At 54.0% G+C, this 20527-nt stretch carries 21 protein-coding genes; 12 read left to right on the top strand and 9 right to left on the bottom strand.

The genetic code is table 11. The features are described from left to right. Nucleotides 1–70: 70 nt before the first annotated feature. From OGY71_RS09655 to OGY71_RS09640, 4 genes are all read left to right on the top strand, one after another. A complete protein-coding gene (locus OGY71_RS09655; protein WP_016156491.1) occupies nucleotides 71–1051 on the top strand; it encodes an IS5-like element ISKpn26 family transposase in 981 nt (326 codons plus the stop codon). A gap of 599 nt (nucleotides 1052–1650) precedes the next feature. Beyond that, a complete protein-coding gene (gene folD / locus OGY71_RS09650; protein ID WP_003831112.1) occupies nucleotides 1651–2517 on the top strand; it encodes a bifunctional methylenetetrahydrofolate dehydrogenase/methenyltetrahydrofolate cyclohydrolase FolD in 867 nt (288 codons plus the stop codon). Nucleotide 2518: 1 nt separating this feature from the next. Next, entirely contained in the window at nucleotides 2519–2731 is a 213-nt protein-coding gene (ybcJ, locus tag OGY71_RS09645; RefSeq protein ID WP_003831111.1) for a ribosome-associated protein YbcJ, read from the top strand. A gap of 125 nt (nucleotides 2732–2856) precedes the next feature. Continuing rightward, nucleotides 2857–3381, top strand: a complete 525-nt coding sequence (locus OGY71_RS09640; RefSeq protein WP_063941352.1) for a metal-dependent hydrolase — start codon at nucleotides 2857–2859, stop codon at nucleotides 3379–3381. Between the two features lie 77 nt (nucleotides 3382–3458). Here OGY71_RS09640 and cysS read toward each other — a convergent pair whose 3' ends face one another. Beyond that, nucleotides 3459–4844 (bottom strand): cysteine--tRNA ligase, encoded by a 1386-nt coding sequence (gene cysS / locus OGY71_RS09635; protein ID WP_003831109.1) that lies wholly within the window; start codon nucleotides 4842–4844, stop codon nucleotides 3459–3461. Between the two features lie 173 nt (nucleotides 4845–5017). Between cysS and ppiB the strand changes: the two genes are divergently transcribed. The 5 genes from ppiB to mnmH all read left to right on the top strand — a co-directional run bounded on the left by ppiB (nucleotide 5018) and on the right by mnmH (nucleotide 9231). After that, nucleotides 5018–5512, top strand: coding sequence for a peptidylprolyl isomerase B (gene ppiB, locus OGY71_RS09630; protein WP_003021875.1), 495 nt, complete (start codon nucleotides 5018–5020; stop codon nucleotides 5510–5512). 2 nt (nucleotides 5513–5514) lie between these two features. Beyond that, nucleotides 5515–6237 (top strand): UDP-2,3-diacylglucosamine diphosphatase, encoded by a 723-nt coding sequence (gene lpxH, locus OGY71_RS09625; protein ID WP_003831108.1) that lies wholly within the window; start codon nucleotides 5515–5517, stop codon nucleotides 6235–6237. A 238-nt stretch (nucleotides 6238–6475) separates the two neighbouring features. Then, entirely contained in the window at nucleotides 6476–6985 is a 510-nt protein-coding gene (gene purE / locus OGY71_RS09620; RefSeq protein ID WP_003831107.1) for a 5-(carboxyamino)imidazole ribonucleotide mutase, read from the top strand. Continuing rightward, nucleotides 6982–8049, top strand: a complete 1068-nt coding sequence (gene purK / locus OGY71_RS09615; RefSeq protein WP_008783999.1) for a 5-(carboxyamino)imidazole ribonucleotide synthase — start codon at nucleotides 6982–6984, stop codon at nucleotides 8047–8049. Before purE ends, purK begins: the two co-directional genes overlap by 4 nt. A gap of 96 nt (nucleotides 8050–8145) precedes the next feature. Then, the gene (mnmH, locus tag OGY71_RS09610) at nucleotides 8146–9231 is read left to right on the top strand and encodes a tRNA 2-selenouridine(34) synthase MnmH (RefSeq protein WP_191221745.1); all 1086 of its coding nucleotides are present in this window, start codon (nucleotides 8146–8148) and stop codon (nucleotides 9229–9231) included. On the opposite strand, the gene OGY71_RS09605 is transcribed toward mnmH, so the two are convergent. The 6 genes from OGY71_RS09605 to ybbA form a co-directional block, all read right to left on the bottom strand. Then, on the bottom strand, nucleotides 9232–9891 hold the full coding sequence (locus tag OGY71_RS09605; protein ID WP_003831085.1) for a methionine ABC transporter permease: 660 nt from the start codon (nucleotides 9889–9891) through the stop codon (nucleotides 9232–9234). Next, complete coding sequence (gene sfbB, locus OGY71_RS09600) at nucleotides 9884–10900, bottom strand: virulence-associated ABC transporter ATP-binding protein SfbB (protein ID WP_003831084.1); 1017 nt, start codon at nucleotides 10898–10900, stop codon at nucleotides 9884–9886. Before sfbB ends, OGY71_RS09605 begins: the two co-directional genes overlap by 8 nt. Nucleotides 10901–10963: 63 nt before the next feature. Then, a complete protein-coding gene (locus tag OGY71_RS09595; RefSeq protein ID WP_003831083.1) occupies nucleotides 10964–11794 on the bottom strand; it encodes a MetQ/NlpA family ABC transporter substrate-binding protein in 831 nt (276 codons plus the stop codon). A 260-nt stretch (nucleotides 11795–12054) separates the two neighbouring features. Next, a complete protein-coding gene (locus OGY71_RS09590) occupies nucleotides 12055–13188 on the bottom strand; it encodes a porin (RefSeq protein ID WP_123268429.1) in 1134 nt (377 codons plus the stop codon). A 186-nt stretch (nucleotides 13189–13374) separates the two neighbouring features. Further along, nucleotides 13375–15789 carry a putative ABC transporter permease subunit YbbP gene (gene ybbP, locus OGY71_RS09585; protein WP_164563034.1) on the bottom strand — a complete coding sequence of 805 codons (2415 nt, stop codon included), beginning with the start codon at nucleotides 15787–15789 and terminating at the stop codon, nucleotides 13375–13377. Beyond that, complete coding sequence (ybbA, locus tag OGY71_RS09580) at nucleotides 15786–16472, bottom strand: putative ABC transporter ATP-binding protein YbbA (protein WP_003831080.1); 687 nt, start codon at nucleotides 16470–16472, stop codon at nucleotides 15786–15788. Before ybbA ends, ybbP begins: the two co-directional genes overlap by 4 nt. Here ybbA and tesA point away from each other — a divergent pair. The 3 genes from tesA to OGY71_RS09565 all read left to right on the top strand — a co-directional run bounded on the left by tesA (nucleotide 16443) and on the right by OGY71_RS09565 (nucleotide 18904). Further along, nucleotides 16443–17057: a multifunctional acyl-CoA thioesterase I/protease I/lysophospholipase L1 gene (gene tesA, locus OGY71_RS09575; RefSeq protein ID WP_032934351.1), complete on the top strand. Its 615-nt coding sequence runs from the start codon at nucleotides 16443–16445 to the stop codon at nucleotides 17055–17057. The genes ybbA and tesA overlap by 30 nt on opposite strands. Nucleotides 17058–17220: 163 nt before the next feature. Next, nucleotides 17221–17991, top strand: a complete 771-nt coding sequence (locus OGY71_RS09570) for an SDR family oxidoreductase (RefSeq protein WP_063941334.1) — start codon at nucleotides 17221–17223, stop codon at nucleotides 17989–17991. A 58-nt stretch (nucleotides 17992–18049) separates the two neighbouring features. Next, a complete protein-coding gene (locus OGY71_RS09565) occupies nucleotides 18050–18904 on the top strand; it encodes a co-chaperone YbbN (RefSeq protein ID WP_003831076.1) in 855 nt (284 codons plus the stop codon). An 80-nt stretch (nucleotides 18905–18984) separates the two neighbouring features. Here OGY71_RS09565 and fetB read toward each other — a convergent pair whose 3' ends face one another. Together fetB and fetA are read right to left on the bottom strand one after the other, a co-directional pair. After that, nucleotides 18985–19764, bottom strand: coding sequence for an iron efflux ABC transporter permease subunit FetB (fetB, locus tag OGY71_RS09560; RefSeq protein WP_191221750.1), 780 nt, complete (start codon nucleotides 19762–19764; stop codon nucleotides 18985–18987). Then, nucleotides 19751–20428, bottom strand: coding sequence for an iron efflux ABC transporter ATP-binding subunit FetA (gene fetA / locus OGY71_RS09555; RefSeq protein WP_286613179.1), 678 nt, complete (start codon nucleotides 20426–20428; stop codon nucleotides 19751–19753). Before fetA ends, fetB begins: the two co-directional genes overlap by 14 nt. Nucleotides 20429–20527: the final 99 nt, after the last annotated feature.

Below are 20527 nucleotides of genomic sequence, written 5' to 3'. Positions count from 1 at the left end.
AGGGAAGGTGCGAACAAGTTCCTGATATGAGATCATCATATTCATCCGGAGCGCATCCCAGAGGGACATCATGAGCCATCAACTCACCTTCGCCGATAGTGAATTCAGCACTAAGCGCCGTCAGACCCGAAAAGAGATTTTCCTCTCCCGCATGGAGCAGATTCTGCCATGGCAGAATATGACCGCTGTCATCGAGCCGTTTTATCCCAAGGCGGGCAATGGCCGACGGCCCTATCCGCTGGAGACCATGCTGCGTATTCACTGCATGCAGCATTGGTACAACCTGAGCGACGGTGCCATGGAAGATGCCCTGTACGAAATCGCCTCCATGCGCCTGTTTGCCCGATTATCCCTGGATAGCGCCCTGCCGGATCGCACCACCATCATGAATTTCCGCCACCTGCTCGAGCAGCATCAACTGGCCCGTCAATTGTTCAAGACCATCAATCGCTGGCTGGCCGAAGCAGGCGTCATGATGACCCAAGGCACTTTGGTGGATGCCACCATCATTGAGGCACCCAGCTCTACCAGGAACAAAGAGCAGCAACGCGATCCGGAGATGCATCAGACCAAGAAAGGCAATCAGTGGCACTTTGGCATGAAGGCCCACATTGGTGTCGATGCCAAGAGTGGCCTGACCCACAGCCTAGTCACCACCGCGGCCAACGAGCATGACCTCAATCAGCTGGGTAATCTGCTTCATGGAGAGGAGCAATTTGTCTCAGCCGATGCCGGCTACCAAGGAGCGCCACAGCGCGAGGAGCTGGCCGAGGTGGATGTGGACTGGCTGATCGCCGAGCGTCCCGGCAGGGTAAAAACCTTGAAGCAGCATCCGCGCAAGAACAAAACGGCCATCAACATCGAATACATGAAAGCCAGCATCCGTGCCAGGGTGGAGCACCCGTTTCGCATCATCAAGCGGCAGTTCGGCTTCGTGAAAGCCAGATACAAGGGGCTGCTGAAAAACGATAACCAACTGGCGATGTTATTCACCCTGGCCAACCTGTTTCGGGTGGACCAAATGATACGTCAGTGGGAGAGATCTCAGTAAAAACCGGAAATAACGCCAGAAATGGTGGAAAAAATAGCCTAAATAGGCTGATTCGATGTGTTTGCGGGAAAAAAATCGGCCCAGATCCGCGAAATTTTAATCAGCGAGTCAGCTTGGGAAGAAATGACCTGCTTATTCGCACCTTCCTTAGCTAACCTTTTACCCCAACTCTCCTGAGTATTTGATTCACTAATTAATCTTCGCGAATATGACTATTCGTCACAGGGTTAAATTAAACATTTCAATTAATGAAAAATACCTGCAAATCCTTTTATTGACCCTGGCCAATTCTTATTGGGACCTAAGAAAAATCTGGGTGAATATTACTTAAATCCTTCCATAAAGGTACGTAACAGACTGGTTTATGGCGCATTACCCCTGAAAACACCAGGGTGATGAATTGTTTCATTCACGTTAATTTTAATTCGCATGCTCATTAATTATCCGGGGGACTTCAGCCTCTGAACTGACCCCGTACGCGGACCGCGGTGATCCCTATCGCACGTAAAAACGCAAACGAAAACTGACAGCACGCCCCGCTTCTGACAAAATAGTGGCATCCCCTTCGGTTTAACGTAACAGACGGAATTCTCTCTCTGATGGCAGCAAAGATTATTGACGGTAAAACGATTGCGCAGCAGGTGCGCTCTGAGGTTGCTCAAAAAGTTCAGGCGCGTTTAGCGGCTGGATTACGCGCCCCAGGCCTGGCTGTTGTGCTGGTAGGTAGCAACCCGGCTTCGCAGATTTATGTTGCGAGTAAACGCAAAGCCTGTGACGAAGTGGGGTTTGTCTCCCGCTCCTATGACCTGCCTGAAACCACCAGCGAGGCGGAGCTTCTTGAGCTGATCGATACGCTCAATGCAGATACCACCATCGACGGTATCCTGGTACAGCTGCCGTTGCCGGCGGGTATCGACAACGTGAAAGTTCTGGAACGTATTGCACCAGATAAAGACGTTGACGGTTTCCACCCGTATAACGTCGGTCGTCTGTGCCAGCGCGCGCCGCGCCTGCGCCCATGTACTCCGCGCGGTATTGTTACCCTGCTTGAGCGTTACAACATCGATACCTACGGTCTGAATGCCGTGGTCATTGGCGCCTCGAATATTGTCGGTCGCCCAATGAGTATGGAGCTACTGCTGGCTGGCTGCACCACCACCGTCACCCACCGATTCACCAAAGATCTGCGCCGCCACGTAGAAAATGCTGACCTGCTGATTGTTGCCGTCGGTAAACCGGGCTTTATTCCTGGTGAGTGGATCAAAGAAGGTGCGATTGTGATTGATGTCGGCATCAACCGTCTGGAGAATGGTAAGGTTGTTGGCGATGTGGTCTTTGACGATGCGGCCGCACGAGCGTCATATATCACGCCGGTCCCCGGCGGCGTAGGCCCAATGACGGTCGCCACACTTATCGAAAACACGCTGCAGGCGTGTGTTGAATATCATGATGTAAAGGACGTTTAAGATGGCCACATTTTCACTGGGTAAACACCCACACGTTGAACTCTGCGATTTGCTGAAGCTGGAAGGCTGGAGCGAAAGCGGCGCCCAGGCAAAAATTGCTATTGGCGAAGGGTTAGTGAAGGTCGATGGCGTTGTTGAAACGCGTAAACGCTGCAAAATCGTTGCCGGACAGACAGTCAGCTTTGAAGGCCACAGCATTAACGTCGTGGCGTGACCCTAAGTGCCGGATGAGGTTAACACCGTATCCGGCTACTTCCCCCTCTCGTTTTCAGATAATGACTTCATCCCCGCTTCACAGTGAACTGTTAGCATGTTGTTTTTCAACACGAAGCGATCATCATGCCCACTATCGTTACTCACGCGGCCGTTCCGCTCTGTTTAGGCTTAGGTCTCGGACTTAAAGTCATCCCCCCACGATTACTGTTTGCTGGCGTCGTTCTGGCCATGCTGCCAGATGCCGACGTGTTGTCATTTAAGTTCGGCGTCGCCTACGGCAATGTGTTTGGCCACCGGGGATTTACCCACTCACTGCTGTTCGCCTTCGTGGTACCGCTGCTCTGCGTCATGATTGGCCGACGATGGTTTAAGGCGGGATTGATTCGCTGCTGGCTATTCCTGACAGTTTCACTGCTGTCCCACAGTCTGCTGGATTCTGTCACCACCGGCGGCAAAGGCGTCGGCTGGCTGTGGCCGTGGTCGGATGAACGCTTCTTCGCGCCATGGCAGGTGATTAAAGTCGCCCCGTTTGCGTTATCACGCTACGCCACGCCGTACGGGCACCAGGTGATCATGTCGGAGTTGATGTGGGTATGGCTGCCGGGAATCGTAATGATGGGTGTGCTGTGGTGGTATCGGAAACATTAATCTGCCGGATGCGACGCGATGCGTCTTATCCGGCCTACACGGCCCGGTAAGCGTAAGCGCCACCGGGCATTACAGAGTTACTTACGACGCCAGGTGGTACCCTGCGGGCCGTCTTCCAGCACGATGCCCATCTCGTTGAGACGGTCACGCGCGGCGTCAGCTGCCGCCCAGTCTTTCGCCTTACGTGCATCCAGACGCTGTTGGATTAACGCTTCAATTTCAGCAACTTCACCATCATCCGCCTGCGCACCGCTTTGCAGGAATGCCTCTGGATCCTGTTCCAGCAGGCCCAGTACGCTGGAAAGCTTACGCAGATGCGCAGCCATGCCGTTAGCCGCCGCCATATCTTCACCCTTCAGACGGTTAACCTCACGCGCCATATCAAACAGCACGGAGTAGGCTTCCGGGGTGTTGAAGTCATCGTCCATCGCTTCAATAAAGCGCGCTTCAAAGGCTTCGCCACCGGCTGGCGCAACGGATTTGTCGGTGCCACGCAGCGCGGTATACAGACGCTCCAGCGCAGAACGCGCCTGCTTGAGGTTCTCTTCGCTGTAGTTTAACTGACTACGGTAATGACCGGACATCAGGAAGTAACGGATGGTTTCGGCATCGTAGTATTTCAGCACATCGCGAACGGTAAAGAAGTTGCCCAGCGATTTGGACATTTTCTCGCGGTCAACCATCACCATCCCTGAGTGCATCCAGTAATTAACGTACTCACCGTCATGTGCACAGGTGGACTGAGCGATTTCGTTTTCATGGTGCGGGAACATCAGGTCCGAACCGCCGCCGTGAATATCGAAATGGTTGCCCAACTGTTTGCAGTTCATCGCCGAACATTCGATGTGCCAGCCCGGACGGCCCGCTCCCCACGGAGACGGCCAGCTCGGCTCGCCTTCTTTGGACATTTTCCACAGCACGAAGTCCATCGGGTTGCGCTTCACATCAACCACGTCAACGCGTGCGCCTGCCTGCAGCTGATCCAGATCCTGGCGCGACAGCTGGCCGTAGTTCGGGTCAGTCGGCACGTCGAACATCACGTCGCCGTTATCAGCAACGTAAGCGTGACCTTTGGCAATCAGCTGTTCAGTGATTTCGATAATTTCAGCAATATGGTGCGTAGCACGCGGCTCCAGATCCGGGCGCAGAATATTCAGCGCATCGAAATCGCTGTGCATTTCCGCGATCATTCTGTCGACCAACGCCACAAAGCTTTCGCCGTTTTCATTCGCGCGCTTGATGATTTTGTCATCGATATCGGTAATGTTGCGCACATACTTCAGCTTATAGCCGAGGAAGCGCAGATAACGCGCAACGACGTCGAAAGAAACGAAGGTACGTCCGTGGCCAATATGACAGAGATCGTAAACGGTAATACCACACACGTACATGCCGACTTCCCCGGCATGAATAGGTTTGAATTCCTCTTTTTGGCGCGTCAGTGTATTAAAGATTTTTAACATCGAAGATTCCGTGTAGACGTGTGTGGATAGTAAAGTCTGTATAATACCCATAATTTAGACCGGAAGCAGCACACTTTGCGAGGTGATCGCAGCTTGCGGTTATGCTATAACACACCCCTAACTCTGACCCTTGACGGGGTCGAAGCACCAATCTATCGGAACAGGATGCAAAAATGGTTACTTTCCACACTAATCACGGCGATATCGTAATCAAAACGTTTGATGATAAAGCGCCTGAAACAGTTAAAAACTTCCTGGACTACTGCCGCGAAGGTTTTTACAACAACACCATTTTCCACCGTGTTATTAACGGTTTCATGATCCAGGGCGGCGGTTTCGAGCCAGGCATGAAGCAAAAAGCCACGAAAGAAGCGATCAAAAACGAAGCGAACAACGGTCTGAAAAATACCCGTGGTACGCTGGCGATGGCGCGTACTCAGGCTCCGCACTCCGCAACCGCACAGTTCTTCATCAACGTTGCAGACAACGACTTCCTGAACTTCTCCGGCGAAAGCATGCAGGGTTGGGGTTACTGCGTGTTCGCTGAAGTTGTTGAAGGCATGGACGTGGTTGATAAAATCAAAGGCGTTTCCACTGGTCGCAGCGGTATGCATCAGGATGTGCCAAAAGAAGACGTTATCATCGAAAACGTGACCGTCAGCGAGTAATCGTGGCGACACTGTTTATTGCAGATCTTCACCTCTGCACAGAAGAACCGGCGATCACCGCCGGTTTTCTGCGTTTTTTAGCCGGTGATGCGCGAAAGGCCGATGCGCTATACATTCTTGGCGACCTGTTTGAAGCCTGGATTGGTGACGACGATCCTAATCCGCTGCATCGTGAAATGGCCGCGGCGATAAAATCACTGACTGATTCCGGCGTTCCCTGCTTTTTTATTCACGGCAACCGTGATTTTCTGCTCGGTAAACGTTTTGCCCGTGCGAGCGGCATGACCTTGCTTCCCGAAGAAAAAGTGCTCGACCTGTATGGCCGCAAGGTGCTGATCATGCATGGCGACACCTTATGCACCGACGACGCAGGCTATCAGGCATTTCGCGCCAAAGTGCATCAACCCTGGTTACAGAAGCTGTTCCTCGCTCTGCCGCTGTTCGTTCGCCAGCGAATCGCTGCGAAAATGCGTGCCAACAGCAAAGCAGCCAACGACACCAAATCGCTGGAAATCATGGATGTGAATCAGCAGGCCGTGATTAGCGAGATGGAAAAACATCAGGTTCAGTGGTTAATTCACGGCCATACCCACCGCCCTGCCGTCCACGAGCTTACGGCCAATGAGCAACCCGCTTTCCGCGTGGTTTTAGGCGCATGGCACACCGAAGGTTCGATGATCAAAGTCACCCCTGACGACGTTGAACTGATCGCATTTCCGTTTTAATTCTGCAGATACCCAGTTCCTCTTTACACAAAACTATTCGAGTTGCATCGAGGCGGCAAATCTGTGAGTCCCCTGAAGCTTACAAAAGTAAGTGACTGGGGTGAGCAGATGTAGCCAACAAAGAGGCCGCTTGAAGAGTGAAGTGCAAAGCGCGCAATCGTTTTCCTTGGCGGTGAATTATGCTATTCTCTGTGGCCTCAAAAGTCGAGTGTAGTGCACCACAGGAGTTTTCAGACGCATGTCTTCCCGCAATAATCCGGCGCGTGTCGCCATCGTGATGGGGTCCAAAAGCGACTGGGCTACCATGCAGTTCGCCGCCGAAATCTTCGAAATCCTGGACGTTCCGCATCATGTTGAAGTCGTCTCCGCCCACCGCACCCCAGACAAACTGTTTAGCTTCGCCGAAAGCGCTGAAGAGAACGGTTATCAGGTGATTATTGCCGGGGCCGGTGGCGCAGCGCATTTGCCTGGCATGATTGCGGCGAAAACGCTGGTGCCTGTCCTCGGTGTTCCGGTGCAAAGCGCAGCGCTGAGCGGCGTAGATAGCCTCTACTCTATCGTTCAAATGCCGCGCGGTATTCCGGTCGGCACGCTGGCGATCGGCAAAGCGGGTGCGGCAAATGCGGCCCTGCTGGCAGCACAAATTCTGGCAACACACGACAAAGCCTTACACCAGCGTCTGAACGACTGGCGCAAAGCGCAAACCGATGAGGTGCTGGAGAACCCGGACCCGCGAGGTGTCGCATGAAGCAGGTCTGCGTACTTGGCAACGGACAGCTAGGGCGCATGCTGCGCCAGGCCGGTGAGCCACTGGGCATAGCCGTCTGGCCCGTCGGGCTGGACGCTGAACCGGCTGCGGTCCCTTTTCAGCAAAGCGTGATCACCGCTGAGATTGAGCGCTGGCCGGAAACGGCACTCACCCGCGAACTGGCACGCCACCCGGCGTTTGTTAACCGCGACGTCTTCCCGATTATTGCCGACCGTCTGACGCAAAAGCAGCTTTTTGACAAACTCGGTCTGGCGACCGCGCCGTGGCAACTGCTGGCAGATAAAAGCGAATGGTCTGCTGTCTTCGACAAACTTGGCGAGCTGGCGATCGTGAAACGTCGCGTCGGCGGCTACGACGGACGTGGACAGTGGCGCTTGCGCGCAAATGAAACCGAGCAACTGCCGGACGACTGCTACGGCGAGTGCATCGTCGAGCGGGGAATCAACTTCTCCGGTGAAGTCTCACTGGTTGGCGCTCGTGCGCACGACGGCAGCACCGTTTTCTATCCGCTGACCCATAACCTGCATCAGGATGGCATTCTGCGCACCAGCGTGGTATTCCCGCAGGCTAACGCCAGACAGCAGGAACAGGCTGAAGCAATGCTCTCTGCCATCATGCAGGAGCTGGGCTATGTCGGCGTGATGGCGATGGAGTGTTTCATCACCCCGGAAGGTCTGCTGATTAACGAACTGGCTCCGCGCGTGCACAACAGTGGCCACTGGACGCAAAACGGCGCCAGCATCAGCCAGTTTGAGTTGCATCTACGTGCCATTACCAACCTGCCATTACCGACGCCGGTGGTGAACCACCCTTCGGTGATGGTAAACCTGATTGGTAGCGACCTGAACTACGACTGGCTGAAGCTGCCGCTGGTGCATCTGCACTGGTATGACAAAGAGGTGCGTGAAGGGCGTAAGGTGGGTCACCTGAACCTGAGCGACAGCGATACCGCGCGCCTTAGCGCGACTCTGGAAGCGCTTATCCCCCTGCTGCCGCCGGAATATGCCAGCGGTATTATCTGGGCGCAGTCAAAGCTGAAATAAGCCAATAATGCCGGGGAGTTGATTTTATCCTTCCCCGGCCCCTCCTCTGGCGCGTAAAATCCCCTCCATTGCTGTTTTGTATTTTCAGGATCAAACATGAACGATGGAACGGACTACCGCGCAATTTTGCTCGCCGGTACGCCTTTAATCGATGTACGCGCCCCCGTGGAATTTCAGCAGGGCGCAATGCCGGGCGCAATCAACCTTCCCTTAATGAACGATGACGAACGTGCCGCCGTTGGGACCTGTTATAAACGTCAGGGACCCGAAGCCGCCCTCGCGCTCGGCCATCAACTGGTCTCGGGTGAAACCCGCCAACAGCGTATGCATGCCTGGCTGGATGCCTGTCATCAAAATCCTGCGGGCTATTTATGCTGCGCGCGTGGCGGTCAGCGTTCGCATATTGTGCAGCAGTGGCTGCACGAGTCCGGCATTGACTATCCGCTGATTAAAGGCGGTTACAAAGCCCTGCGCCAGGCAGTGATACAGCTGACTGAAGAATTAGTGCAAAAGCCGATCGTCTTAATTGGCGGCTGTACCGGGAACGGCAAAACCCAACTGGTGCAACAGCAGCCAAACGGTGTGGATCTCGAAGGTCTAGCGCACCATCGCGGCTCCTCGTTTGGTCGCACCGTTGAACCTCAATTGAGTCAGGCGAGTTTTGAAAACCTGCTGGCGGTTGAAATGCTCAAAACCGATAGCCGTCAGGATTTACGTCTGTGGGTACTGGAAGATGAAGGCCGCATGATCGGGGCTAATCATCTGCCCGAATGCCTGCGCGAGCGCATGACCCAGGCATCAATTGCGGTGGTGAACGATCCTTTTGAGCGTCGTCTGGAACGACTGCGCGAAGAGTATTTCGTGAAGATGCACCACGATTTTACCCACGCTTATGGCGAGAGCCAGGGCTGGCAGGAGTACAGCGAGTACCTGCACCACGGCCTGTTTGCTATCCGCCGCCGTCTGGGTTTACAACGTTTTGCCGAGCTGACCACCCTGCTCGACGAGGCCCTGCGCGAACAGCAGGTAACGGGCAGCACCGACGCCCATATGGGCTGGCTGGTACCGTTGCTCAACGAGTATTACGACCCGATGTATCGTTATCAGTTGGAAAAGAAAGCCGCGAAAATCGTCTTTCGCGGCACATGGCAGGACGTTGCCGACTGGCTTAACGCACAGTGATCAGTGTCTGTCGCGCTTATCTGCGCGTTTTGCCAGCCAGTCACCCAGCACCTGAACGACCTGCACCAGAATAATCAGCGCCACCACGGTGACGATCATGACCTGGGTTTCGTAGCGGTAATAACCAAAGCGAATCGCCAGGTCGCCGACTCCACCGCCGCCAACGATCCCGGCCATCGCGGAGTAACCGATCAGACTCACCAGCGTTATCGTCAACCCACGCAGCAGACCCGCGCTCGCTTCAGGTAACAGAACGGTGCAGATGATGCGCATCGGGCTGGCACCAAACGCTTCCGCCGCTTCAATAATCCCTTTATCGACTTCACGTAGCGCGCTATCAACCAGACGGGCATAGAAGGCGATTGCCGCTACTGAGAGCGGGACCGACGCCGCAATCGGGCCAATGGTATTCCCGAGCAAAAACTGGGTTAGCGGCAACAGCAGAACCAGCAGGATCACAAACGGCACCGAACGAATGATATTCACCAGCACGGAGCTGAGCAGATACACAAAACGGTTTTGCCAGAATAAATGCCGATCGGTGACGAAAATAAGAAAACCGAGCGGCAGTCCGCCAATAATTGCCAGCACCGTAGAGATGCTCAGCATCTGGAAAGTTTCATTAAACGCCAGCGTCAAATCCGGCAATAAATCATCCACGAATCACCTCCACCTGTGCAGTACGTTGACGAATATGTTCCACGGCGACATCCACCGCAGAAGGGTTATGCGGCGCGGTCAGTTGCACCACCAGAATCCCCAGCGCACGTTCACCGATATACTCAATTTTGCCGTGCAGAATGTTCACCGCCACGCCAAATTTAACCGCCACTTCTGACAACACCGGCTGTTCCGCCGAATCGCCGATGAACAGAATTTTTAGCAACTGGCCAGGCAGATGCTGGCGCAGACGCTCGGGCAGCGTCAAATTGAGGGTATGTGACACCAGCTGCTGTGTGAACGCATGCTGCGGGTGAGCAAAAACGTCAAACACCTCACCGGATTCCACCACCTTGCCGCCGGACATCACCGCCACGCGATCACAAATCGATTTGATCACGTTCATCTCGTGAGTGATCAGCACGATCGTGATCCCCAACTGTTGGTTGATCTGCTTAAGCAACGCCAGAATCGTGGCTGAGGTTTCGAGGTCCAGCGCCGAGGTAGGTTCATCACACAGCAGCACATCCGGGTGATTGGCAATCGCGCGGGCAATACCCACACGCTGCTTTTGCCCACCGCTGAGCTGAACCGGAAAGCGGTTCGCCTTGTCTGACAGCCCCACCAGCGCCAGGATTTCGCTCACGCGCGGGCCAATTTTACTGCGCTCCCATCCGGCAGCCTTCAGACTAAAGGCGACGTTTTGCGCCACGGTACGGGTATGCATCAGGTTAAAATGTTGAAAAATCATACCGATACGCTGACGGGCTTTACGTAGATGCCCCCCTTCCAGCGCGGAAATTTCTACGCCGTTCACCTTCACGCTTCCCTGGCTCGGACGCGTTAAGGCGTTCAGGGTGCGCAGCAGCGTACTTTTCCCCGCGCCGCTGGTCCCGACAATGCCAAATATCTCACCTGCGCCAATGCGCAAGCTAACGTCATCAACCGCCCGGGTTGATGGTCCACGGCCTGCGCTAAAATCCACGCAAACTTTCTCAATCTCAATCATAGCCACCTCAGAAATGCGAAAAGGGCAGTCGTCGCTGCCCCTGTTAACCCTTGTGCGCAGCGATTATTGGGCTGTCGACATCCATTCCGGTTTCTGGAAGGCGCTGTAGATATTTTGCGGATCGTCGATCACCGCGCGATACGCCGGAGATTTCACCGCCTCAACAATATCTTTTGCGAACGGTTTATCCGCATCTTCACTGCGTACCGCGATGATATTTTTCAGATTTTCGTCCAGGTGTTCCTGCTTGATGGCGCTGGCGAGATCCATTTTTGCCGCCACGGCAAAGTTACCGTTGACCAGCGCACCGGTCACACCGTCCAGCGTACGCGGCAGCTGTGCCGCTTCCAGCGGTTTAAACACCAGCCCTTTCGGATTGCTGGCGATATCGCGCTCGGAGGCTTTAGTTGGATCAATATTGTCTTTGATGGTGATAAGGCCAATAGACTGCAGGAAACGCAGACCGCGAGCCAGGTTAGTGGGATCGTTGGAGAGCGTGATCACATCTCCTTTTTTCAACTCATCCAGGCTTTTGATTTTATGTGAGTAAAACCCCATCCCTGCCGTCGGGACCACAATCAGCTTGCTCAGCTTCAGGCCTTTATCTGCGGTGAATTTGTCAAAATAGAGCGAATGCTGGAACAGGTTAGCATCAATGCTGCCGTTGGAGAGCGCCATGTTTGGCTGCACGTAATCGCTGAATTCGCGCACCACTACCTTATAGCCTTTCTCTTTCAGCGTGGGGGCAATGGCCTGTTTCACCATATCACCGTATGGCCCAGGCGCGACGCCAAACACGATTGTGTGCGGGTCACTGTTCGCATGAGCAAACTGTAATCCACAGGCCAGTAACAGCGCCCCGGTCGCGACGCGTAAACTCTGACGCAATCCCATATTCTCTCCATTTTAACGTTGTGGTGTCATGTCTCACGCCGTTCTTGCGGCGTTGTTCTTGTTGGCCTGTTAACAGGCTGATTGTTAACATGACACAGATCACAACCTGCTGTCCTTGAAATTATTTCATGATGTTGCAGAGTATGTTTTTAAATGAAAGAAGGTATGAAAAAGCCGGATGTCGGCACAAGTGCCTTATCCGGCCTACAACAGCTTTCTTAGGCCCGATAAGCGCAAGCGCATCGGGCGGCAGGCGTCGATTAGAAGTCGTAACGCAGACGAACCAGGTTCATGTCACCCAGATTGTCGGTGCTGGAGGTAAAGACGTGTTCGTAGTCAACACGGAAACCGTAATCCAGCTGGAAGCTGATCCCCACGCCGTTGTCGGTACGCAGGTAGTTACGGCCATTCACGTACTCAATACGGTCGCCCATAAAGTAAGGCTGAACGGATTTCAGCGCATACTGACCAACCGGGAAGGTGTATCCCGCGAAGTATTCCAGACCCCAGGCATCACCGGCAAAGTAGTCGTTAACAGAGACTTTTTTGGTGGTCATGAAGTTTTGATACCAACCGCCGCCCAGCGAGAAGGTCCAGTTGTCCGGTTTCCAGCTCAGCGCAGTACCGACGATGTTTTGATCGTAGGTTTTGCTGGTGTTGCCACGCATTTCCGCGCGAGTGTAGTTCCACGCCGTACCCCAGGTCAGGTCATCGGTAATGTGATAATCCACACCCAGCGAGCCGCCGCCTTTACGCTTGTAGCGCAGACCGTTGTTCGGGTTGTAATCATCACTGAACAGATAAGAGGCGTAGAGATCCACATCACCAACGGTATTCTTATACTTCAGAGATTTGCGCGTACGATAGGAACCATCATAGTCGCCATTAATACCGTTACCTGGCGCCTGACCGATCATGTCATAGTCCCAGATATCCGTTTTCGCACCGACTACATCATAGTAAATGCTGTTCTGTTGACCGAAGGTCAGCGTACCCCAGGTTGCACTCTTCAGACCGGTGTACAACATACGACGCGTGGTATCGTTGGCACCGTCAGCGTAGTGGTTATCCCAGTTGAACATCGCCGGGAAGTTAACGCCCAGCTCGTAGTAGCTCACCCAACTGATATCATCAAACAGATAGTAGTCAGCGGCGAAGCGGAAACGTGTACCGCCATCGAAGCCATTACGTTTGTAGCCATTCTTACCATCGTCACCGGCCATATTCTGGAACTGCGGACGAATACTGCCGCCGACGGTGAAGTTAAGACGGCTCAGCGGGTTGCCCGCCTGCGGATCTTGTTTCAGGACCGTGATTTCCGCCTGTGAAGCGAAAGTCGTTAATGCCACTGCTGCGCCGATCGATACCGCCAGCGCTGTTTTTTTTATAGTCATTATTTATACCTTGATAGATAGCCTGCCAATTATTCAGCACACAAATATTAACGTTTATTAATACTCTCGTGTTGTTGGGTTTTTATTGTTCTGTGCTGTTAAATATCAAGGAGTTATCATTTTGTGCTACATAGAAAAAAAGACGCACCGATTTAAAAACCGGTGCGTAATCATCACGAATATGAATTAACTACTGAACTGACGGAATAGCGCTTTACCTTTTAGCAGACGTGAACCGAGCCATCCGCCGCATAAAGAGAGCAGCAGTGCTCCACTAAATGGTAATACTACCCACAGTCGCCAGTCTGGTTCCCACGGGAAATCAAACACTCTGGTTTGCAGTACCGCCAGCGCCGTTTCTGCGCCGATGGCTGCCACCAGTCCGGCAACCATCCCGAGCATGGCGAACTCGCACCACAGCGTGGTACGCAGCAGCTTCTTACCCGCGCCCAGCGTGCGCCAGACCACCAACTCCTGATGACGCTGACGCATCCCGACCTGGACCTGCGCCAATAGCAGCAGCATGCCACAGGCGGTGACCAGTACCACCATCACCTCCAGTGCGCGGCTCACCTGATCCAGCACCTGGCTCACCTGTTTGAGGATGGCGCCAATATCCAGCAGGCTGATGGTCGGGAATTCGCGGTTAAGCTGCGTTAGCATGCCGTTGCCGTTCTCCCAGCGAAAGCTGGTTAACCAGCTTTGCGGCTGAGCATCCAGCGCGCCGGAGGGGAAGATAAAGAAGAAGTTGGGCCGCAGGCTTTCCCAGTCCACTTTGCGCAGACTGCTGACCGTGGCGCTGAAATCCTGGGTGTCGCCCATAAAGGTCACTCGATCGCCGAGTTTGACGTTCAGCCGTTTCGCTAACCCCTCTTCCATCGACACTTCGCCCGCTTTTGGCGGCCAGCTTCCGGCGGTTATCGGGTTATGATCCGGTCGGGTATCCTGCCAGGTAAGATTAAGCTCGCGGTTCAGCGCCTCATCCTGATTGCCTTCGGTCGGCTTCTCATTGATCGCCGTCAGACGCGCCCGCACAATCGGATAGAACGATTCCGGGATCACCTGATGCTCGGACAGGAAAGCCTTCAGCGGAACCACCTGCTCGGTGGCAATGTTGATCAGAAAATAGTTCGGACTTTCCGGCGGCATTTGCTGCTGCCAGCGGTCGAGCAGATCGCCGCGCAGCACCAGTAACAACGCCAGCAGCATAAAGGAAAGCGAAAATGCCGATAGCTGGCTGAGCGTTGACCACGGCTGGCGTAACAGTCGACTGACCGCCAAACGCAGCGGCAGTGAGGAGAGCGTCAGACCACGCAGAACGTTGAGCAGCATCCAGCCGAGCACCCCGCACAACAGCGCCAGTACCACCGCACCAGCCAGTACCGCCCACAGCAGCGGACTTCCGCCCATCAGTCCAGCAAGCAGTGCAATCACGACTATCACGACCACCGGCAAATAAAACTTCAGCGGCCAGACGTTTGCCACCACGTCACGGCGTAGCACCCGCAGTGGCTGCGTCGCCAGCAGTAGACGGTACGGGCGTAACCCCACCAAGAGCGAAATCACCGTCATGGTGCCTAGTGCCCATAGCCACGGCCAGGGGCTGGCAGGCGGTAGTTCTCCGGGCAGAACCGGCTTGAGCAGCAGCACCAGCACGCGCTCAAATAACAGCCCGAATAGTCCGCCGGTCACGCCAGACAGCGCCAGCACCATCAACCATTGACCAACAATCAGCCTGCGCAACTGCGCTCTGCCCGCGCCGAGGGTTTTCAGAATAGCCACCAGATCGTAACGGCTGCGGCAATAATGGCTCATCGCCACGGCAACCGCGGCGACTGCCAGCAACAGCGTTAACAGCGCCGAAAGCAGCAAGAACTGTTGCGAACGCTCAAGTGATTTCCCCAGCGCCCCTTCATCCTGCTCCAGCCCATACCAGCGCTGTTCAGGCTTTAACTGTGGCAGCAGCCACTTTTCATAGGCTTCCAGTTGCGACGGCGTCCCGCCAAATTTATAGCGCCAGGTCACGCGACTTCCCGGCTGGACCGCCGCCGTTTTTTCGACATCCGCCATGTTCATCATCAGACGCGGTGCTATCTGGAACGGATTAAAACCAGAGTCAGGCTCCTGCACCACCTCCCCGGCAATACGCAGCGTGGCATCGCCAACGTCGATGGAATCACCGACTTTTAAGTTGAGTAGCGCCATCAGACGTGGGGCCAGCAGCACCGAGCCCGGCTGCGGTTTCAGTCCCGGCGGGTTAGTTTGCAGCGTGCCGTACATCGGATACACATCATCCACCGCTTTAACGTTCGCCAGTTGCGGCGTATCGCGGGCAAAAGTCATGGTAGCAAAGGTCAGCTGTTCTCCCACCTTCAGACCACGCTGTCGCGCCTCGTCAATCCACGCTTTCGGCACGGTACGCGAACTTTGTAGCGACCGATCGCCCGCCATAAACTCACGGCTTTGCTGGCTCAGCCCTTTTTCCATACGATCGCTGATATTGCCCAGCGCCAGCACACAAGCTACCGCCAGGCTCAGCGCCAGCCAGACAATCAGTAATGAAGGCGAGCGCCATTCGCGCCAGAACCAGCGTGCAATCATGCCACCTCCTGCAACTGTCCGTTCACCAGGCGTAAACGCCGATCGCAACGCGCCGCCAGCTGCGGGTCATGGGTCACCAGAATCAGGGTGGTACCGTGTTCCCGGTTCAGAGAAAACAGCAGGTCGGCGATTTTGTCTCCGGTCTGGCGGTCCAGATTGCCCGTTGGTTCATCGGCAAACAGCACGTCAGGGCGACCGTTAAAGGCCCGCGCCAACGCCACGCGCTGCTGCTCCCCGCCGGAAAGCTGGGCCGGAAGATGATCAAGACGTTTTCCCAACCCCAGTTGCTCCAGCAGCGTTTTTGCCCCGTCACGACTTTTTCCGCTGTTTTCGCCGCGCAACAACGCGGGTAGTTCGACGTTTTCCAGCGCGTTGAGGGTCGGAATTAACATGAATGACTGGAAGACAAAACCCACGTGCCGCGCCCGCAGCTGCGCCCGGGCTTCTTCGTCCATGGTGTGCAGCGCCTGCCCCACCAGACTGACTTCACCGCTGGTGCCATCGTCCAGCCCGGCGAGAATCGCCAGCAGCGTGGATTTCCCCGATCCCGACTCGCCAATCAACGCAATGGTCTCGGCGCGTTTGACAACCAGTTCAACTCCGGTAAGGATGGATAGCTCATGATCACCCTGACCGACGGATTTCTTAAGATGATGAACTTCAACAATGTTTTCCGCTGGCATTGGCCTTTCCTGTTCCTGGTCCTGTTAACTTTCCGCGCCGCCGCTGCGGACACGTTATTAATTCTGGGTGACAGCCTGAGCGCCGGATACCGTATGTCCGCCAGCGCCGCGTGGCCTGCGCTACTTAATGATAAATGGCAAACCAAAACGCCGGTGGTGAATGCCAGCATTAGCGGCGACACCTCGCAGCAAGGTCTGGCCCGTCTGCCTGCATTGCTCAAGCAGCACCAGCCGCGCTGGGTGCTGGTCGAACTTGGCGGCAACGACGGCCTGCGCGGCTTTGCGCCTGCGCAAACCGAACAAACCCTGCGAACAATTTTGCAGGACGTGAAAGCGGCAAATGCCGAACCACTGCTGATGCAAATTCGTCTGCCGGCAAACTACGGTCGCCGTTATAATGAAACCTTTAGCGCGATTTATCCAAAGCTCGCCAAAGAGTTTGATGTTCCTCTGCTGCCATTTTTCATGGAAGAGGTTTATCTGAAACCCCAGTGGATGCAGGATGATGGTATTCATCCTAACCGTGATGCCCAGCCGTTTATCGCCGACTGGATGGCGCAACATCTCACACCTTTTCTATCCTAAATAATTCGAGTTGTATGAAGGCGGCAAGTGAGAGAGTTCCCAGGAGCATAGATAACTATGTGACTGGGGGGAGCGAGCGTAGCCAACGCACAGACAACTTGAAGTATGACGGATATAGTAAATCACGACTCATAAAACAACGGAGATCCTGACAGGTAAAGTTATGCAAAAATCGGTCTTAATAACAGGATGTTCCAGCGGAATCGGCCTGGAAAGTGCGCTTGAGCTAAAGCGCCAGGGTTTTCAAATTCTGGCAGGCTGTCGCAAACCTGACGATGTCGCGCGTATGAACAGCATGGGATTCACTGGCGTGTTGCTGGATCTGGATTCACCCGAAAGCGTGGATCGTGCCGCCGATGAAGTGATCGCCCTGACCGATAATCGTTTATATGGGATCTTTAACAACGCCGGATACGGTGTCTATGGTCCACTGCCCACCATCAGCCGTGAACAGATGGAACAGCAGTTTTCCGCCAACTTTTTTGGCGCACATCAGCTTACCATGCGCCTGTTACCTGCCATGTTACCCCACGGCGAAGGGCGCATTGTGATGACCTCATCGGTGATGGGATTGATCTCAACGCCGGGACGCGGCGCCTATGCCGCCAGCAAATATGCACTGGAAGCCTGGTCCGACGCACTGCGTATGGAACTGCGCCATAGCGGGATTAAGGTCAGCCTGATTGAACCCGGCCCCATCCGTACCCGCTTTACCGAAAACGTCAACCAGACCCAGAGAGATGCTCCCGTTGAAAATCCCGGCATTGCCGCGCGTTTTACGCTGGGACCAGAAGCGGTTGTCGCCAAAGTGCGTCATGCGTTTGAGAGCGATAAACCAAAGCTACGTTATCCGGTTACGCTGGTGACCTGGGCAGTGATGCTGCTTAAACGCCTGTTACCAGGCCGCATAATGGACAAAATTTTACAGGGTTGAGTTGAAGCTCGCGCGTCAGCCCCCATGTAACAAGAAATCGACAAAAGAGAGTAACTCCATGTCCACACAGAATATTGTTAACATTAACGAATCGAACCTACAGCAGACCCTCGAACAGTCGATGACCACGCCGGTCCTGTTCTATTTTTGGTCTGAGCGCAGCCAGCATTGTCTGCAATTAACGCCGGTACTGGAGAGCCTTGCCGCCCAGTATAACGGTCAGTTTATTCTCGCTAAGCTGGACTGCGATGCCGAGCAGATGATCGCCTCCCAGTTTGGTCTGCGCGCGATCCCTACGGTTTATCTGTTCCAGAACGGCCAGCCGGTAGATGGATTCCAGGGCCCGCAGCCGGAAGAGGTTATTCGCGCGCTGCTGGAGAAAGTGCTGCCGAGCGAAGAAGAGCTGAAAGCACGCCAGGCTATCGAATTCATCGAAGCCGGTAATCACGCGGATGCACTGCCGTTGCTGAAAGAAGCCTGGCAGATCTCCAACCAGAGCAGCGAAATTGGTCTGCTACTGGCGGAAACACAAATCGCCCTGAACCGTTCTGATGAAGCCGAAGCGGTACTGAAAACCATTCCGTTGCAGGATCAGGACACCCGCTATCAGGGACTGATCGCGCAGATTGAACTGCTGAAACAGGCAGCTGATACGCCGGAAATCCAACAGTTGCAGCAGCAGGTCGCCAACAATCCGCAGGATGCGGCACTGGCAACGCAGTTGGCTATTCAATTGCACCAGGTCGGGCGCAACGAGGAATCACTGGAATTACTGTTCAGCCACCTGAAGAAAGATCTTACGGCTGCCGATGGTCAGGCACGTAAGACCTTCCAGGAGATCCTTGCCGCACTGGGTACGGGCGATGCGCTGGCCTCGAAGTACCGCCGCCAGCTGTACGCGCTGCTGTACTAATCCATTTGATTTTGCCCGATAGCGCCTGCGCGCTTATCGGGCCTGTAAATTCGACAAATACCGATCCCTCCGGCATCACATCACATCTTCTTCAAATGCGTTACCACTAATTGGTGGCGCGAATTATAGAATTTTCGATAGGTTAAGTAGCAGGCGATAATGGTTGACAGGCTGGCGGTTGATAGCAGCATAAACGTCACCATAATCTGATACTTAATCGCTTTTACCGGGTCAATACCTGCAAAGATCAATCCTGACATCATCCCCGGTAAACTCACCAGCCCCACGGTCTTCGCTGAATCAATCGTCGGGATAAGCGAGGCGCGAATGCTGTCGCGAATAAGCGGTGCAGAAGCCACCTTCGGCGTTGCGCCGAGGCTGAGTTTTTCCTGAATTTGCTGCTGCTCGCTGTTAAACCGCTGCCCCAGATTGTTGTAACACAGCCCTACCGCAACCATCGCATTGCCTGCAATCATGCCGGAAATAGGGATAACCTGCATCGGCGTGAACTCGATAGAGCCTGAAAGAACCAGCACCGAAAGCGTTAGCCCCGCTCCCACCGTAATAGCAATAAACGACGAGAGAAAAGCTTTATCAATATATTTACTGCGTTTTTGCGCGTTATAGGCCGCGTTAAAGCAGATAAACAGCACCATCAATAAGGTCAGAATGCTATGGTTGACGCCGAAAATATATTTCAGCACGTAGCCCACGATAATAAGCTGAACCACTGCCCGGCAAACGCTCCAGAGAATATCTTTTTCCAGCGCCAGCTTTTCTTTGTTGCTGATCAGTATCGCGACCACCACCAGCATCATCGCTAACGCCAGGGATTCATTGGTAATATTATGCTCGTTCATTGCTGACTTCCTGCATTTCACCGGCGTGCGGTTGAAGGGTTATGACGTTATCCGCATGTTCAATTTCATCTTTGTCATGCGTCACCCACAGCACAGCAATATTCTTTTCGCGAACATAGTGGTGAATTAATTCGTTTACATTACGCTTGTTGGCTTCATCCAGCGCGCTGGTGATTTCATCAAGCAGCAGAATTTTCGGCAGAAACTGCAAATTACGAATTAACGAGACGCGCTGCTTTTCGCCGCCGGATAGCTCATTGATATTTTTTTTGAGGATCGTCTCGGGTAACTCAAAGCGGGCCAGATCGGCCAGAAACACATCTGGATCCGGACTTTTGTTGCGGATTTGCCAGGGGAAAATGAGATTATCGTAAACGGTGTCACCAAACAAAGCGGGCGTTTGCGCGCAATAAGAGACCTGCTGGCGATACGTTTCCGGCTTGAGGGTATTTATCTCTTTGCCCTCAAAGAGAATCTCACCACCAGTCGGACTTATTAACGACGCCACAATCTTGAGTAACGTACTTTTACCACAGCCGGACTGGCCGGTAATCAGCTTAAATTCTCCAGCGCGGAGATCAAAACAGATGTTATTAAGAACCTGCGTCGCCCCTGCCTGCCACGCGACATTTTTTAACTGAAGCAGAATGCTGCTTTCTTCCATTACCAATCCCTTTTTACATCTTTCGTGCAGACAGTGTATACCCAAAATAATTCGAGTTGCATGGCGGCGGCAAGTGAGTGAACCTCCGGGAGCATAGTT

The sequence above is a fragment of the Citrobacter sp. Cpo109 genome (genome assembly GCF_030332565.1).
GTDB lineage: Bacteria > Pseudomonadota > Gammaproteobacteria > Enterobacterales > Enterobacteriaceae > Citrobacter > Citrobacter portucalensis.
Note: the sequence above shows the minus strand (reverse complement) of the source record. Positions and strands in the feature narration are given on the sequence as shown.

Coding starts and splice junctions, on each gene's coding strand:
- OGY71_RS09655 (WP_016156491.1), top strand. CDS start 71: ATGAGCCATCAACTCACCTTCGCCGATAGTGAATTCAGCACTAAGCGC.
- folD (WP_003831112.1), top strand. CDS start 1,651: ATGGCAGCAAAGATTATTGACGGTAAAACGATTGCGCAGCAGGTGCGC.
- ybcJ (WP_003831111.1), top strand. CDS start 2,519: ATGGCCACATTTTCACTGGGTAAACACCCACACGTTGAACTCTGCGAT.
- OGY71_RS09640 (WP_063941352.1), top strand. CDS start 2,857: ATGCCCACTATCGTTACTCACGCGGCCGTTCCGCTCTGTTTAGGCTTA.
- cysS (WP_003831109.1), bottom strand. CDS start 4,844: ATGTTAAAAATCTTTAATACACTGACGCGCCAAAAAGAGGAATTCAAA.
- ppiB (WP_003021875.1), top strand. CDS start 5,018: ATGGTTACTTTCCACACTAATCACGGCGATATCGTAATCAAAACGTTT.
- purE (WP_003831107.1), top strand. CDS start 6,476: ATGTCTTCCCGCAATAATCCGGCGCGTGTCGCCATCGTGATGGGGTCC.
- purK (WP_008783999.1), top strand. CDS start 6,982: ATGAAGCAGGTCTGCGTACTTGGCAACGGACAGCTAGGGCGCATGCTG.
- mnmH (WP_191221745.1), top strand. CDS start 8,146: ATGAACGATGGAACGGACTACCGCGCAATTTTGCTCGCCGGTACGCCT.
- sfbB (WP_003831084.1), bottom strand. CDS start 10,900: ATGATTGAGATTGAGAAAGTTTGCGTGGATTTTAGCGCAGGCCGTGGA.
- OGY71_RS09595 (WP_003831083.1), bottom strand. CDS start 11,794: ATGGGATTGCGTCAGAGTTTACGCGTCGCGACCGGGGCGCTGTTACTG.
- OGY71_RS09590 (WP_123268429.1), bottom strand. CDS start 13,188: ATGACTATAAAAAAAACAGCGCTGGCGGTATCGATCGGCGCAGCAGTG.
- ybbP (WP_164563034.1), bottom strand. CDS start 15,789: ATGATTGCACGCTGGTTCTGGCGCGAATGGCGCTCGCCTTCATTACTG.
- tesA (WP_032934351.1), top strand. CDS start 16,443: ATGAACTTCAACAATGTTTTCCGCTGGCATTGGCCTTTCCTGTTCCTG.
- ybbA (WP_003831080.1), bottom strand. CDS start 16,472: ATGCCAGCGGAAAACATTGTTGAAGTTCATCATCTTAAGAAATCCGTC.
- OGY71_RS09570 (WP_063941334.1), top strand. CDS start 17,221: ATGCAAAAATCGGTCTTAATAACAGGATGTTCCAGCGGAATCGGCCTG.
- OGY71_RS09565 (WP_003831076.1), top strand. CDS start 18,050: ATGTCCACACAGAATATTGTTAACATTAACGAATCGAACCTACAGCAG.
- fetB (WP_191221750.1), bottom strand. CDS start 19,764: ATGAACGAGCATAATATTACCAATGAATCCCTGGCGTTAGCGATGATG.
- fetA (WP_286613179.1), bottom strand. CDS start 20,428: ATGGAAGAAAGCAGCATTCTGCTTCAGTTAAAAAATGTCGCGTGGCAG.